Here is a 13,129-nt window from a genome sequence, read left to right on the forward strand (position 1 = left end):
TCCATAACGACTTGGAGCAGTTCGAGAAGGCCGTCGCCGACTACGACAAGGCCATCGAGCTCGATCCCAAGTATGCCGCCGCCTACAACAATCGGGGAAATGCCCATGACGACTTGGAGCAGTTCGAGAAGGCCGTCGCCGACTACGACAAGGCCATCGAGCTCGATCCCAAATATGCCGCCGCCTACAACAATCGGGGAAATGTCCATTACGACTTAGAGCAGTTCGAGAAAGCCGTCGCCGACTACGACAAGGCCATCGAGCTCGATCCCAAGGATGCCATCGCCTACAAAAATCGGGGAAGATTGAGGTTCATTCTAGGGCAGTTTGTAAAGGCGGAACAAGACCTTACCAAGAGTACGAAGCTTCGCACCACAGATGGATATACAGTTATCTGGAACCATCTTTCGCGTGCACGTGCGGGCAACCTCAAAATCGACATGCTTCGTGGCGACGCCAAGATGATCAGCTTTGACGTGTGGCCGGGTCCGGTGATCTCCATGTTCCTCGGGACGCGGACGCCTGAAGAGGTGCAAGCAGCAGCACAGAATGACGATCCCTCAGTTAACCGCGATCAGCTCTGTGAAGCCCAGTTTTACATCGGCCAGCTTCGTTTGGTTGAAGGCCGTGGCGATGAAGCCGCTCTACTGTTCCGCAACGCGTCGGACACCTGCCCGAAGAGTTTTGTCGAGTATGCTGGATCAAAGGCGGAGCTCCGGCGCATGGGAGCGGAGTGACGGCCTCAGCGTCAGAGCATCAAGTTAAGACCCCGTCAGGCTCTGGCCTTCCAGGGCCTGGTCGATGAGGGCGATGCTCTCTTCGAGGCCGTAGAGGGCCATGAAGGAGCCCATGCGCGGGCCCTGGTCCTGGCCCAGCACGATCTCGTAGAGCGCCTTGAACCAGTCGCGCAGGTTCTCGAAACCGTGTTCCTTGCCGACGGCATAGACCTCGTTCTGGATCGCCTCCCCATCCGCTTCGGCGGGCAGCTTGCGCAGGCGTTCGGCGAGGTCGGCCATGGCCCGGCGCTCCGGCTCCGTCGGCGCGCGGTACCGCTTGGCCGGCTTCACGAAGTCCTGGTAGTAGCGCAGGGCGTGGCCCACCAGGCGGTCGAGCAGGGGGTCGCCCTCCGGCGTCGCCTCCGGCGCATAGCGGCTGATGAAGCCCCAGAGCACAGCCGGGTCCTCGGTGTTGCAGACGCTGGCCAGGTTCAACAGCATCGAAAACCCGAGCTTGGTGCCGGGCAGCGGCGGGCTTCCGTCGTGGATGTGCCAGACCGGATTCTCCAGGCGCTTCTCGTTCTGGCCGTCGTAGGCCTGGAGATGGGCCAGGTAGTCGTCGACGGCGCGCGGGATGACGTCGAAGTAGAGCCGCTTGGCCGCGCGCGGCTTCTGGAACATGAAGAGGGAAAGCGATTCCTGCGGGCCGTAGGTCAGCCACTCCTCGGCGGAGAGGCCGTTGCCCTTGGACTTGGAGATCTTCTTGGCCTCCTCGTCGAGGAAAAGCTCGTAGGTGAAGCCCTCCGGCGGGCGGCCGCCGAGGATGCGGCAGATCTGCCCGCCCAGCTTCACCGAGTCGATGAGGTCCTTGCCGGACATCTCGTAGTCCACCTCGAGGGCGTACCAGCGCATCGCCCAGTCGGCCTTCCATTGCAGCTTGCACTGCCCGCCGGTGACCGGGACCTCCACCTTTGAGCCGTCCTCGTCCCGGTAGACGATGGTCCCCGCCTCGGCGTCCCAGGCCACCACCGGCACCTGCAGCACCCGCCCGGTCTTGGGGCAGACCGGCAGGAAGGGGCTGTAGGTCTCTCGCCGCTCCGGCCCCAGAGTGGGCAGCACCACGTTGGTCACCGCCTCGTAGTGGCGCAGCACCTGCAGCAGGGCCGCGTCGAAACGGCCGGCCTTGTAGAGCTCGGTGGAGGACTGAAACTCGTAGTCGAAGCCGAAGGCGTCGAGGAAGCCGCGCAGACGCGCGTTGTTGTGATGGCCGAAGCTCTCGTGGGTGCCGAAGGGATCGGGGATCTGGGTCAGCGGCTTGCCCAGATGCTCGGCCACCATCTCCTTGTTGGGGATGTTGTCCGGCACCTTGCGCAAGCCATCCATGTCGTCGGAGAAGCAGAACAGCTTCGTCGGCACGTCGCTCAGGCGCTGAAAGGCCTGGCGCACCATGGTGGTGCGCGCCACCTCGCCGAAGGTGCCGATGTGGGGCAGGCCGGAGGGGCCGTAGCCGGTCTCGAAGAGGGCATAGCCCTTCTCCGGCGTCTTGCCGCCCAGGCGCTTGACCACGCGCCGCGCCTCTTCGAAGGGCCAGGCGCGTGTGCCTTCCGCCAGTTCCCGCTCGTTTGCCATGCTGTCACTCGTTCGTCAGATCAAGCGCCGGTCCAGCCCGCCGCCCGGATTGCCGGGGACCCTAGGCCCGAGGCACAGCGCCGTCAACGCCGCCGGGACTCAGCGATTGCTATTGTTGGCAGTCTCGCGGCGCGGCCACAGCAGCCGGCGCAGGAAGGCCCGCTCCTTGGCCTTTTCGAGGAAAGCGGCTTTCTGCTCCGGCGAGAGGGTCGCCAGATAGCCGTGCAGGTCCTCGGCGACATCGAGGACCACCTTGCCCACGATTGCGCGCCGGTCCTGCATGCGCGCCTCCAGGCCGGCGCGGTCGAACGCCGGCTTTGCCAACTCGGCGATCAGCAGGGCGCGGAAACTGCCCCCATTGCCGCCGGCGGCGGCGCGGCGTTCGGCCACGCGCCCACGCAGCGCCACCAAGTCGGCGCGCTGCGCCGCGCTCAACTCCAGTTCCTCGGCCACCACAGCGACCGGGTCCGGTGTCGGCGTGTCCGAAACACCGAAGAGCTGGGGAAAGGCAAGTCCCGCCAGGAAGAAGACGTTCACGGCCAGCGAAGCCGCCAGCAGATACCAGGGAAGTCGTCCGCCCATGACCGGCGCCCTAGGGCCTGTTGACATTCATTTCGCCGTCGTGGCGGGAGCAGATCTTCGCCAGGGCTAGAAGCGGGCGGCGCCGTGGGGTGGTCCCCCACAAGGCGTCCGCGACGCGGCTCTGGCGAAGATCTGCCCCGTCCCGAAGGGATCCGGCGAATTTGGCCCGCGGCCGCGTCGCTCCTCGTCGAATATGCTTTGGCATGTCCTTCCTCGTCTCTCCTAACCGCGGGCCAAATTTGCTCGGACCACAACGGCGAAATGAATGTCAACAGGCCCTAGAGGAAGACATCGAGGGAAAGCGGATCGGGCAGGTCTTTGTCGGCCGTCCCGTTGGCCTGCTGCGGCAGGATGCGTTCCGACTGGTAACGACCGAGTTCAAAGGCGCCGGCGCAGGCCAGGACCAGGGCGACGACCGCGAGGGCCGGCACCGCCGGGCGCAGCCAGCCGGCGAAGAGGCGCTCGAGGAAACCGGAGGCCGTCTCTGAGGTCTCTGCGGACCGGGCTCCCGTATCCCGCCGCAGCGCCTGGGCCGCGGCGACCGCCGCCGGCGGCGCTTCCTGCGGGCTTTCCGCGAGGCCCGCCCGCAAGGCAAGGACCTCATCCAGAAGCGATGGGTCGGCAGCCATGCGGGCCTCCAGGGCGGCGGCCTCGGCCTCCGACAGGCGGCCATCGAGATAGGCCGCGAGCACCATCGGATCGGGCTCCGCACCGTCCGGGTTCACCGCGTCAGCCGTCCAGGCGTCGTGGGCGCGCCGCCAGAGCGCGGCGCCCTCCTCGGTCTTGTCGTCGCTCACCTCTGCTTAACCTTTCTTCCCCTCAGGTCCCGCCCCAGGGACCTATCACTATCATACGTCGACTCCATGGGATCTATCCCCCTTCGCCTTCGTCCACTTCCGCCCGAAAATGGGCGCGCAGCTTGGCCAGGGCCTTGTGGTGCATGGAGCGGATGGTTTGCGGATCCACCGACATCACAGCCGCCGCCTCGGCCGGGGTCATGTCGCGGCGATAGAGCAGTTCCAGCACCAGCGCCTGGCGCGGCGAGACCACGCCCTCCGGAATCTTCACCCGCTCCGGCACCACCGGGTCGACGGCCAGGACCGACTGCGGCTGGCTGTCGATGTCCTCGGTGCGGCGCTTGTGGCGGCGCAGGTGGTCGATGGCCGCGGAGTTGGCCACCACGGTGAGCCAGGTTGTGAGCTTCGCGCGCCTGGCGTCATAGCGCCGCAGCAGGCGGAAGTCGTGCTGGCAGAGGCGGACGAAGACGTCCTGCACCACGTCCTCGGCGTCGCCGCCACGCCCAGCCGGCAGCAGGCGCCGCCGCACGGCGGAGAAGATCACCGCCGCGTGGCGCGCGACAAAGCGGTCCCAGGCGCCCTTGTCCCCGTCGAGCAGGGCCGGAAGGTCGGTCTGCTCCTCACCCACGCATACCCGCTTCGCCGCCGCGCGGCGGCCTGCATTGATCCCTCACCATGGGGGGCACCATAACGCAGCGGCGGAGATTCGGGCCATGACGGGCTTGACCGCCAGCGGCTATAGTCCGGCCATGGGTTCCTCATCCGTTCCGCTGGAGTCTCCCCCGGCATCGTCTCCCCTGCGGCTGCCGGCGGCGCCGGTGCTGCTGGCCGGGCCCGGGCGGACGGTGTGGATCGATCTGGACGGTGAGGTGCACAGCCTGGACCCGCAAGAGGCGCTGCGCCGTGCGCGGTCGACGCCACCCCTGGTGTGTCATGCCAGGGCCCTGGCCCGGCGCCTGGAGGGCGATCCCTTTCCCGCCTTCGACCTGCTGGAACTCTACGCCTTCGTGCGGCCCGCCAGCTTCTGCCCGCCGACACCCTACGGCCTGGCCTCGGTCCTGGGTCTCGCCAAGCCCGCCGATCCGGAGGCCGCCGCAGCCAGCCTGCCGCAGGCCGCCCGCGCCCTGCTGACCGAACTGGCGGCACGCGGGGAGCGGGATCGCGACGCCCCGGGCATCGCCTGGATCATGGCCCAGGCGGGCTGGCCCTGGGGGCCCTTCGTGATCGCCGCGCTGGGCTACGGCGAGGGCGGCGCGCTGCTGCCCAAACGCAACCTGGGTCTCAGGGTCTGGGAGCGCCTGCCGGACTGGGAGGAGCGGCCGCCGCGCGGCGCGCCCGGCAGCCTGCCGGTGCTCGCCGAGGAAAGCCGCGACCGCCTCGCCGCACTGCTGGAGGAACGCAGCGGCGAAGAGACGGAGCCCCGTCCGCAGCAGGCCGACTATGCCGCCGCGGCCGCCGGCGCCTTCGCCCCGCGCGCCGAGGAGGACGAAGCCCGGGTGGTGCTGGCCGAAGCCGGCACCGGCACCGGCAAGACCCTGGGCTACCTGGCCGCCGCCAGCCTCTGGGCCGAGCGCAACGACGCCGCCGCCTGGATCTCCACCTTCACCCGCAACCTCCAGGGCCAGGTGGACGACGAGCTGGCCGCCCTCTTCCCCGAGCCCCGGGAGCGCGCCGCCAAGGTCGTGATCCGCAAGGGGCGGGAGAACTATCTCTGCCTGCTCAATCTGGCCGAGGCGGTGGGCCAGCTTCCGGGCCGCCCGCAGGACGCCGTCGCCCTGGGGCTGATGGCGCGCTGGGCGGCACGCAGCCGCAACGGCGACATGGTGGGCGGCGACTTTCCCGGCTGGTTCGCCGACCTCTTCGGGCGGGCGCGCACCCTGGGCCTCGCGGACCGGCGCGGCGAGTGCATCTACTCCGCCTGCCAGCACTATCGGAAGTGCTTCATCGAACGCTCGGTGCGCAGTGCCCGCCAGGCAGAGATCGTCATCGCCAACCACGCCCTGGTGATGATCCAGGCGGCCATGGGCGGCGGCGACGACGGGCAACTGCCGACTCGCTATGTCTTCGACGAAGGCCACCATCTCTTCGAGGCCGCGGACAGTGCTTTCGCCGCCCATCTGACCGGCCGGGAGAGCCGCGAACTGCGGCGCTGGCTGCTTGGGGCCGAAGGCGGGCGGCGCGGCAGCGGACGGCTGCGCGGCCTGAAGCGCCGGCTGGAAGACCTCATCGTCAACGACGGCGAAGCCCTGCAGGCCCTTGAGGAAGTGCTGAATGCCGGACGGGTGCTGGCCGGCGAGGGCTGGCATCAGCGGGTCGAGGAGGACCGGCCCCAGGGCGCAAGCGAGCGCTTCCTCGCCCTGGCGGCGCGCCAAGTCTTTGCGCGCGCCGGCGGCCAGGACCAGCCCTACAGCCTGGAAGCGCCGGCCCAGCCGCCAGTGGAGGGCCTGCCGGAGGCAGCAGCCGCGCTGGCCGAGGCGCTCGGCAGCCTGACGGCGCCTCTGACAGCCCTGCGCCGCCGCCTGCTGGCGCGCCTGGACGAGGAGAGCGAGACCCTCGACAGCGACGCCCGGCGGCGCATCGAGGCGGCGGCCCGCAGCCTGGAAAGCCGGGCGCTGCTGCCGCTGGCCGCCTGGCAGGACATGCTGCGCGCCCTCGACGAGGAAACCCCGCCGGAGTTCTGCGACTGGTTCGCGGTGGAGCGCATCGACGGGCGCAACGTCGATGTCGGCCTCTACCGCCACTGGATCGACCCGAGCCGGCCCTTCGCCGCGAGCCTGGGCCGCTCGGCCCACGGCCTGCTCATCACCTCGGCCACCCTCACCGACCACAGCCTGGCAGAGACCGGGGAGGACGAGGCCGCAGCCTGGAAGGCGGCAGACGCGCGCCTCGGCATCGCCCATATGACCGCCGCCGTCTCCCGCCACAGCCTGCCCTCGCCCTTCGACTACGCCGCCCAGACCCGGGTGCTCATCGTCCACGACCTGAAACGCGGCGACCTCAACCAGCTTGCCGCTGCCTACCGGGTGCTGTTCCTGGCCGCCGGCGGCGGCGCCCTCGGCCTCTTCACCGCCATCGCCCGGCTGCGCGCGGTCCAGCAGCGCATCGCCCCGGCCCTGGCCGAGGCCGGGCTGCCGCTCTACAGCCAGCATGTCGACGGCCTCGACACCGGCACTCTGGTGGACATCTTCCGCGCGGAGGAGGACTCCTGCCTGCTGGGCACCGACGCGGTGCGCGACGGGGTCGACGTGCCCGGGCGCTCGCTGCGCCTGATCGCTTTCGACCGGGTGCCCTGGCCGCGCCCGGACATCATCCACAAAGCCCGGCGCAAGGCCTTCGGCGGGCGCGCCTACGACGAACAGCTCACCCGCCTGAAGCTGCGCCAGGCCTATGGCCGCCTCATCCGCCGGGCCGACGACCGCGGCGTCTTCGTGCTGCTCGACCCGCTGCCCTCGCGCCTGCTGGACGCCTTCCCGCCAGAGGTCACGGCCCAGCGCGTCGGCCTCGCCGAGGCGGTGGCAACGGTGAAGGATTTCTTGGGAACAGACGGTAGCTAAACCGGCTTGCCGTAGACCTCGATCACTTCGAGGAACTCGTGCAGGGAGTTCTGCTTCTCGCTGTCCACGACCATCAGCATGGTGACCCTCTCGCCGTCGGCGGAGAGCGGCAGGATGATGCGTGCGTAGGAGCGTTGCTTGGTCCTGGTCTGCAGGGCCAGCACGTGGGCCAGGGGCTCGCGGCGCTCCACGGCGTTGCAGTAGTGTTCGTGAACCAGGTCGCCATAGTCCGGCGGGCTGAGGTCGCGGGGCCTGAGGGCGGTCAGGTCGTAGCCGTGGACGTCGCAGATGCCGGTCCCGCTCAAGCGATAGCGGAAGTCGAGGGCGCCGCCATCGTTCCGCACGACCTCGACCAGCATGATCCGGGCCAGGAAGTCTGTGATCTCCGTGGGCTCGATCGCCTCACGGCTGGGCGCGAAGCGGTTACCGCACTTGCTTCGCCAATAGTCGAGGGCCCGGACGAGGTCCGGATAGCGGGCGAGCCCAGCGGCGAGGTCGAGTTCCGCCGCCTTGATGGTCGAGAGCACCTCCTGCATCGCCCATAGTCATACCTTTGTAGGCTGATATGCAAGCCCCATGCTCAATCTCCAGGCGAATCTGAGCGGTCCGCGTAGACTGCCTAGCCAAAACCGACGGGCTTGACTGCAATTCTGGAGTTTCATATAATTCTGTCATGACAGAAATTTCAGAATTTCGTGCTGAAACCCCGGCGGCCGTGGAACGCTTCATCCTTCACTGGGGCGACATGGGTGGGCAGTGGGGGGTCAACCGCTCCGTCGCGCAGATCCACGCCCTGCTCTACCTGAGCGACCGCCCGCTGCCGGCGGAGGAGATTGCGCTGCGTCTCGGGATCGCACGCTCCAACGTCTCGAACTCCCTGAAGGAGTTGCTGGGCTGGCGGCTCATCGAACGGGTGCCGCTGCCTGGCGACCGCCGCGACCACTTCCAGGCGGAGAGCGATATCTGGGAGATCGTCACCCGCATCTCCCAGGTGCGCAAGGAGCGGGAGATCGACCCGGCGGCCCAAGTACTGCGCCGCTGCCTCGCCGAGGCGGAGGATGACCCGCGCATCAACCCGGTCGCCCTGAAGCGGCTGCGGGCAATGATGGAGTTCATCGAAAACGTGGACCGCTGGTACGCGCAGATGATCCGTCTGCCGAAGAGCCAGGCCTTCACGCTTCTGAAGATGGGCGGACGCATCGTCGACGTCCTCACACCCGGTAAGCGCAAGAAAGGAAGTAAGAGGGGCTGACGGGACAAAAATTTTTGCATGAAGATTTCTGTCTAAACAGAAATAACAGAAAGGCCCGACGATGATGTACGAGGCTGCGCACCGGGGGAGAGAGGCGGACAAGCCGGAACGGGCGGGGCCCTCTGCGCCCACCAACCTGGGCGACCTGCGCTACCGCGCCCTGATGGGCCAGAAAGCCTGGGAGGCCCTGGCCCCGGACGTCCGCCGGCGCTTCAGCCATCGCCTCGCCGCCGGCGAGAGCCTGGTCTACAGCGGCCAGATCGTCGAAACCCGCCTCAGCGGGTTCGGCCGGCTACTGGTGACGGCGGCCCGGCTGATCGGCGGGCCCTTTCCGCTGCGCGCCTATGGTGCCGGCGAACCGACGGTGGTGACGGTCACCGAAGACAAGGCCAGCCAGGGCCAGTTCTGGACCCGCCTCTACGGCTGGGGCCGGGGCTTTCCGCAGATCGTCCACAGCTCCAAGCGCTTCGCCGGCCCTACCGGGCTTGAGGAATACGTCGGCTGCGGCGTGGGTGTCGCGCTCACCCTGCACGAGGAGGGCGGCGCCCTGGTGTTCCGCAGCGCCGGCTACTTCCTCTCGATCCTGGGCCGGCGCCTGCGGCTACCGGCCTGGTTCAGCCCGGGTGACCTCAGGGTCTGCCACCGCGACCTCGATGGCGGGCGCTTTCTCTTCGAACTGACCCTCGATCATCCGCGTTTCGGCTGCCTGCTGAGCCAGACCGCGCTGTTCCGCGACCAGGAGGCGGCGACCAATCCTGCAGATCCTGCAGAGGAGATCAGGGTATGACCGATCCGCTGCTGTGGAGCCTCCTTGCCGTCCAGATTCTCTTGGGCCTTGTCGACACGCTCTATCATCACGAGCTGACGCAACGCCTGGCCTGGCGCGGCAGCCAGCGGCGGGAGCTTGCCCTGCACGGCAGCCGCAACCTGCTTTACGCCGGGCTGTTCCTGACCCTCGCCTGGCTGCAGCCCCGGGGCATCTGGGCGATGGTCCTGATCGCGGTGCTGCTCGCCGAGAGCCTGATCACGCTCTGGGATTTCGTCGAGGAAGACCGCACCCGCAGCCTGCCGGCCAGCGAACGGGTCCTTCACAGTCTGATGGCCATCAACTTCGGCGCCATCCTGGTCCTGCTGCTGCCGCTCCTCTTCGCCTGGGCCGGGGCGGAGAGCGCCCTCCCGCCGGTTTCCTATGGGCTCTGGAGCCTGTTCCTGACCGCGGCGGCCTTGGGGGTCTTCCTCTTCGGCCTGCGCGACTTGATGGCCGCGCGGCGGGCGCCCGCGCTGCGATCGGACGATCCGCAGGAGATCTGGGAGGGCGGCCTTTGGGATGGCGGCCTTTGGGATGGCGGCGGAACACGGCGGCACATCCTGGTGACCGGGGGCACCGGCTTCATCGGCCGCCGCCTGATCGCAGCCCTGGTGGCCCGGGGTCAGGCGGTGACCCTCCTCACCCGCGATGCCCGCCGCGCAGCGACTCTTCCGACACCGCTGCGCATCGTGACCGACCTGGATCAGATCGATGCCGGGGAGCGCATCGACGCCATCGTCAACCTGGCCGGTGAGCCGGTGGCCTCGGGCCTTTGGACCGCGAAGAAGAAGCGGCGCATCCTGCGGTCCCGGCAGAAGGGCACGCGCCGGGTGATCGCCCTGATCGCCCGCCTGACCCGCAAGCCGGAGGTTTTGGTGAACGCCTCGGCCATCGGCTGGTACGGTCTGCGCGGCGACGAGAAACTCCGCGAGACCGACGACGGCCGCCCCTGCTTCACCCAGGAGGTCTGCAGCGCCTGGGAACGCGAAGTCCTGAAGGCCCGCGCGCAGGGGGTGCGCGTGGTGCGTCTGCGCATCGGCCTGGTTCTGGGGCACGAGGGCGGCCTGCTGGCCAGCCTGCTGCCGTCTTTCGAATTCGGGCTGGGCGCGCGCCTCGGCGACGGACAGCAATGGATGTCGTGGATCGAACGGGACGACCTGGTGCGCCTGATCCTCCTGGCCATCGCCGACCGCAGCCTCGCCGGCGCAGTGAACGGCACCGCCCCGAACCCCGCACGTAACCGCGACTTCACCAAGGCGCTGGGCCGCGCCCTCGGGCGCCCGGCGGTGCTGGTCGCCCCGGCGCGCCCGCTGCGGATTCTCCTAGGCGACTTCGCCGAGGAGGTGCTGCTGGGCGGCCAGCGGGTCCTGCCCGCGAAGGCCGAGGCCCATGGTTTCGTGTTCCGCCATCCCAGGCTGGACGGCGCGCTGGAGAAGGCCCTGGGCCGGCAACTCTCCTGGCGCGGCAGGGAGACTTCGATCAAGGCAATCCGCCAAGGCCACGGCCAAAACACGGTGAACCGGGAGATGTTCTAGCGGTCCAGCGGTTCCGCCCAATAGCTTTGCTTGTGGCCACGCGCCGTCAGTTCCTCGACTCGCCGGGCGGCCTCGGCCTGCGACAGGCCCTCAGCGACGACGAAGCGGTTGCCGTTGTCGTCCTCGCGCATCACCCGCCATGCTCGCTCTTCACCCATCGCCGCCTAGCCGATCCCCAGGATGACGAACAGCAGTGAGAGGGTGGCAAGAGAGACTACGGTGGAGATCATGATCACCGCGGTCGAGCGCTGGATGTAGAGGCCGTACTGCTGGGCCAGCACGAAGACCAGCGCGCCGGTGGGCAGGGCCGACTGGACCAGCGCGCCCGCCGCCCAGACCGGGTCCATGGTGAAGACATGGAAGGCCAGCCACCAGGTCACCAGGGGCTGCACCAGGAGCTTCAGCAGCACCAGCCAACTGACTTCGGTCATGCCGGCGGTGAACGACTTGCCGACCATGAAGAGGCCGATGGCGAAGAGCGCGCAGGGGCCGGCCGCCGCGCCGAGGATGTCGCAGAAGGTGGCGACCGCCTTGGGCACCGGGATGCCGAAGCCAGAAGCCGCCAGTCCGGCCACCGCCGAAATCACCAGCGGCGAGCGCAGAATGCCGGCCAGCACTCCGCGCAGCACCGTCAGGCCGCCCTTGCCCTGATGCACGTCGAGCTCCAGCAGGGCGATGGCGACCGCCATGATGACCGCGCCATTCAGGATGGTGGTGATGATGGCGGGCAGCATGCCGGCCTCGCCGAAGGCCAGCATCAATAGCGGGATGCCCATGTAGCCGGTGTTGGAGAAGATCGCCGAAAGCCCGGCCAGCCCCAGCGCCCCCAGGCGGTTGGGAAAGGCGACACGCGCCACCACGAAGGCCAGCGCGAAGGTGACGGCCACGCCGCCGCCATAGGCCGCCAGGAAGGGCAGATTGAAGACCTGGTCCAGCGACACCCGGGCCATGGAGACGAAGAACAGCGCCGGCAGGGCGATGAAGTAGACGAAGCGGTTCAGCGCCTCGCTGCTCTCGTTTCCCAGGATGCGGAAGCGCCCGCAGGCATAGCCGGCCAGCATGATCGCGAAGACCGGAAAGACGACGTTCAGGATGGGGCCCATGGCGCGGACCATGCCGCCCGGGATGCGGGCTGTCGAGCGCAAATGCGGCGCTCTTACCTTGCGCTTTCTGCGGGCTTGACGCTGCCGCCGCGGCCTGCCTAGTCTCTGCCGCCGCCGGGCCCGGCGTGTCGCTCGGAAGCCCCGTCAATCCGCATTCATCGAGAAGCGAAGCCCCCATGTCCCAACATCACACGGCCCTCGTCTACACCATGGTTCTGGTCTCTGCAGCAGACCGCGAAATGACCGACTCCGAGCTGATGACCATTGGCGACACGGTGAAGCACCTGCCGATTTTCGCCGACTACGACCTGGACCAGTTGCCGAAGGCGGCCCAAGCCTGCGCCGAACTGCTGTCGCAGGAGAACGGGCTGGAGGCCGTACTGGCCTTCATCATCGAGAACCTGCCCGCCAAGCTCTCGGAAACCGCCTACGCCATCGCCCTCGACGTCGCCGCGGCCGATGCCGCTGTGAGCCAGGAGGAGCTGCGCCTCTTGGAGCTGCTGCGCCACCGCCTGCAGGTGGGCCGGCTGCCCGCCGCCGCCATCGAGCGCGGCACCCGGGCCCGCAACATGCGTCTCTAGGGACCTGATCCCTCCTCACCGCATCTCCGAAATTCGGCACAAACGAGCATGATGATTCGCCGGCAGTCGCCGGCGGATATCCTTTTGGAGTCTACGAAGGAGGTAGCAGCACTCCCCCGAATAGGCTGCTAACTTATTGATTTATTAATGTTATTCTGTTGAGCTTTTAGGCGCAGGTGGGCAAGCTTGATCCCTGTCGGGTCCCGAGGGACGGTGAGATAGGAGGGAAGATGAGCGATCTTGCACTGCAGTTGAACGACTACCGGCTGACCACGGCAGAGATCCTTTACCATCTGCCGGATCATCCGACCCTGCTGCAGACCTATATCTGGCAGGAATACGATCTGGCCCCGCGCTACCCCGAACTGCACAAGTTCCTGGAGTTCTGGACCCGTAACCTCGACGGGCCCCTGCATTCGGTGAAAGTGGCCAACATTCCCATCATCTCCCCGCCGGAAACCCGCTTCGCCGCCTGCTGCCTGACCCTGCAGTAAGCGCCCGCCGCAACCGCCGCCCTGAAGCCCCCGTGCCGACCTGCGGCGCGGCAGAAGGCCGCAGCTATCCAGTTCCGG

General features: G+C 68.0%; 14 protein-coding genes. 7 read left to right on the top strand and 7 right to left on the bottom strand.

The window, feature by feature from the left end:
- On the top strand, nucleotides 1-737 hold a 737-nt coding region (locus Q0996_RS19190; RefSeq protein ID WP_299623492.1), incomplete at its 5' end, for a tetratricopeptide repeat protein.
- Between the two features lie 24 nt (nucleotides 738-761).
- Here Q0996_RS19190 and Q0996_RS19195 read toward each other — a convergent pair.
- From Q0996_RS19195 to Q0996_RS19210, 4 genes are all read right to left on the bottom strand, one after another.
- Entirely contained in the window at nucleotides 762-2,345 is a 1,584-nt protein-coding gene (locus tag Q0996_RS19195) for a lysine--tRNA ligase (RefSeq protein WP_299623495.1), read from the bottom strand.
- A gap of 99 nt (nucleotides 2,346-2,444) precedes the next feature.
- On the bottom strand, nucleotides 2,445-2,927 hold the full coding sequence (locus Q0996_RS19200) for a periplasmic heavy metal sensor (RefSeq protein ID WP_299623498.1): 483 nt from the start codon (nucleotides 2,925-2,927) through the stop codon (nucleotides 2,445-2,447).
- 278 nt (nucleotides 2,928-3,205) lie between these two features.
- Nucleotides 3,206-3,724: a hypothetical protein gene (locus Q0996_RS19205; RefSeq protein ID WP_299623501.1), complete on the bottom strand. Its 519-nt coding sequence runs from the start codon at nucleotides 3,722-3,724 to the stop codon at nucleotides 3,206-3,208.
- A 73-nt stretch (nucleotides 3,725-3,797) separates the two neighbouring features.
- On the bottom strand, nucleotides 3,798-4,352 hold the full coding sequence (locus Q0996_RS19210; RefSeq protein WP_299623503.1) for an RNA polymerase sigma factor: 555 nt from the start codon (nucleotides 4,350-4,352) through the stop codon (nucleotides 3,798-3,800).
- Between the two features lie 85 nt (nucleotides 4,353-4,437).
- Between Q0996_RS19210 and Q0996_RS19215 the strand changes: the two genes are divergently transcribed.
- Entirely contained in the window at nucleotides 4,438-7,278 is a 2,841-nt protein-coding gene (locus Q0996_RS19215) for an ATP-dependent DNA helicase (RefSeq protein ID WP_299623506.1), read from the top strand.
- On the opposite strand, the gene Q0996_RS19220 is transcribed toward Q0996_RS19215, so the two are convergent.
- Nucleotides 7,275-7,814 carry a PAS domain-containing protein gene (locus tag Q0996_RS19220; protein ID WP_299623509.1) on the bottom strand — a complete coding sequence of 180 codons (540 nt, stop codon included), beginning with the start codon at nucleotides 7,812-7,814 and terminating at the stop codon, nucleotides 7,275-7,277. The genes Q0996_RS19215 and Q0996_RS19220 overlap by 4 nt on opposite strands.
- Before the next feature lie 137 nt (nucleotides 7,815-7,951).
- On the opposite strand from Q0996_RS19220, the gene Q0996_RS19225 reads away from it, so the two are divergent.
- From Q0996_RS19225 to Q0996_RS19235, 3 genes are all read left to right on the top strand, one after another.
- Nucleotides 7,952-8,530: a GbsR/MarR family transcriptional regulator gene (locus tag Q0996_RS19225; RefSeq protein WP_299623512.1), complete on the top strand. Its 579-nt coding sequence runs from the start codon at nucleotides 7,952-7,954 to the stop codon at nucleotides 8,528-8,530.
- A 61-nt stretch (nucleotides 8,531-8,591) separates the two neighbouring features.
- Nucleotides 8,592-9,317, top strand: coding sequence for a DUF4166 domain-containing protein (locus Q0996_RS19230; protein ID WP_299623514.1), 726 nt, complete (start codon nucleotides 8,592-8,594; stop codon nucleotides 9,315-9,317).
- Nucleotides 9,314-10,873: a TIGR01777 family oxidoreductase gene (locus Q0996_RS19235; protein ID WP_299623517.1), complete on the top strand. Its 1,560-nt coding sequence runs from the start codon at nucleotides 9,314-9,316 to the stop codon at nucleotides 10,871-10,873. The genes Q0996_RS19230 and Q0996_RS19235 overlap by 4 nt, the downstream gene beginning before the upstream one ends.
- Here Q0996_RS19235 and Q0996_RS19240 read toward each other — a convergent pair.
- Together Q0996_RS19240 and Q0996_RS19245 are read right to left on the bottom strand one after the other, a co-directional pair.
- Nucleotides 10,870-11,031 carry an SPOR domain-containing protein gene (locus tag Q0996_RS19240; protein WP_299623520.1) on the bottom strand — a complete coding sequence of 54 codons (162 nt, stop codon included), beginning with the start codon at nucleotides 11,029-11,031 and terminating at the stop codon, nucleotides 10,870-10,872. The two genes, Q0996_RS19235 and Q0996_RS19240, sit on opposite strands and share 4 nt — an antisense overlap.
- Nucleotides 11,032-11,037: 6 nt before the next feature.
- A complete protein-coding gene (locus Q0996_RS19245; RefSeq protein WP_299623523.1) occupies nucleotides 11,038-12,018 on the bottom strand; it encodes an AEC family transporter in 981 nt (326 codons plus the stop codon).
- Between the two features lie 134 nt (nucleotides 12,019-12,152).
- Here Q0996_RS19245 and Q0996_RS19250 point away from each other — a divergent pair, with 134 nt between their 5' ends.
- Together Q0996_RS19250 and Q0996_RS19255 are read left to right on the top strand one after the other, a co-directional pair.
- Nucleotides 12,153-12,557, top strand: coding sequence for a tellurite resistance TerB family protein (locus Q0996_RS19250; RefSeq protein ID WP_299623526.1), 405 nt, complete (start codon nucleotides 12,153-12,155; stop codon nucleotides 12,555-12,557).
- A gap of 230 nt (nucleotides 12,558-12,787) precedes the next feature.
- The gene (locus Q0996_RS19255; protein ID WP_299623532.1) at nucleotides 12,788-13,051 is read left to right on the top strand and encodes an usg protein; all 264 of its coding nucleotides are present in this window, start codon (nucleotides 12,788-12,790) and stop codon (nucleotides 13,049-13,051) included.
- The last annotated feature ends 78 nt before the right edge of the window (nucleotides 13,052-13,129 follow it).

Origin of the sequence: Pelagibius sp. (genome assembly GCF_028289705.1) — a bacterium.
Classification (GTDB): domain Bacteria; phylum Pseudomonadota; class Alphaproteobacteria; order Kiloniellales; family Kiloniellaceae; genus Pelagibius.

Excerpts from the sequence above, each read along its gene's own strand:
- Q0996_RS19235 (WP_299623517.1), top strand. The coding sequence starts at position 9,314 with ATGACCGATCCGCTGCTGTGGAGCCTCCTTGCCGTCCAGATTCTCTTG.
- Q0996_RS19215 (WP_299623506.1), top strand. The coding sequence starts at position 4,438 with ATGACGGGCTTGACCGCCAGCGGCTATAGTCCGGCCATGGGTTCCTCA.
- Q0996_RS19255 (WP_299623532.1), top strand. The coding sequence starts at position 12,788 with ATGAGCGATCTTGCACTGCAGTTGAACGACTACCGGCTGACCACGGCA.
- Q0996_RS19200 (WP_299623498.1), bottom strand. The coding sequence starts at position 2,927 with ATGGGCGGACGACTTCCCTGGTATCTGCTGGCGGCTTCGCTGGCCGTG.
- Q0996_RS19225 (WP_299623512.1), top strand. The coding sequence starts at position 7,952 with ATGACAGAAATTTCAGAATTTCGTGCTGAAACCCCGGCGGCCGTGGAA.
- Q0996_RS19220 (WP_299623509.1), bottom strand. The coding sequence starts at position 7,814 with ATGCAGGAGGTGCTCTCGACCATCAAGGCGGCGGAACTCGACCTCGCC.
- Q0996_RS19250 (WP_299623526.1), top strand. The coding sequence starts at position 12,153 with ATGTCCCAACATCACACGGCCCTCGTCTACACCATGGTTCTGGTCTCT.
- Q0996_RS19240 (WP_299623520.1), bottom strand. The coding sequence starts at position 11,031 with ATGGGTGAAGAGCGAGCATGGCGGGTGATGCGCGAGGACGACAACGGC.
- Q0996_RS19195 (WP_299623495.1), bottom strand. The coding sequence starts at position 2,345 with ATGGCAAACGAGCGGGAACTGGCGGAAGGCACACGCGCCTGGCCCTTC.
- Q0996_RS19230 (WP_299623514.1), top strand. The coding sequence starts at position 8,592 with ATGATGTACGAGGCTGCGCACCGGGGGAGAGAGGCGGACAAGCCGGAA.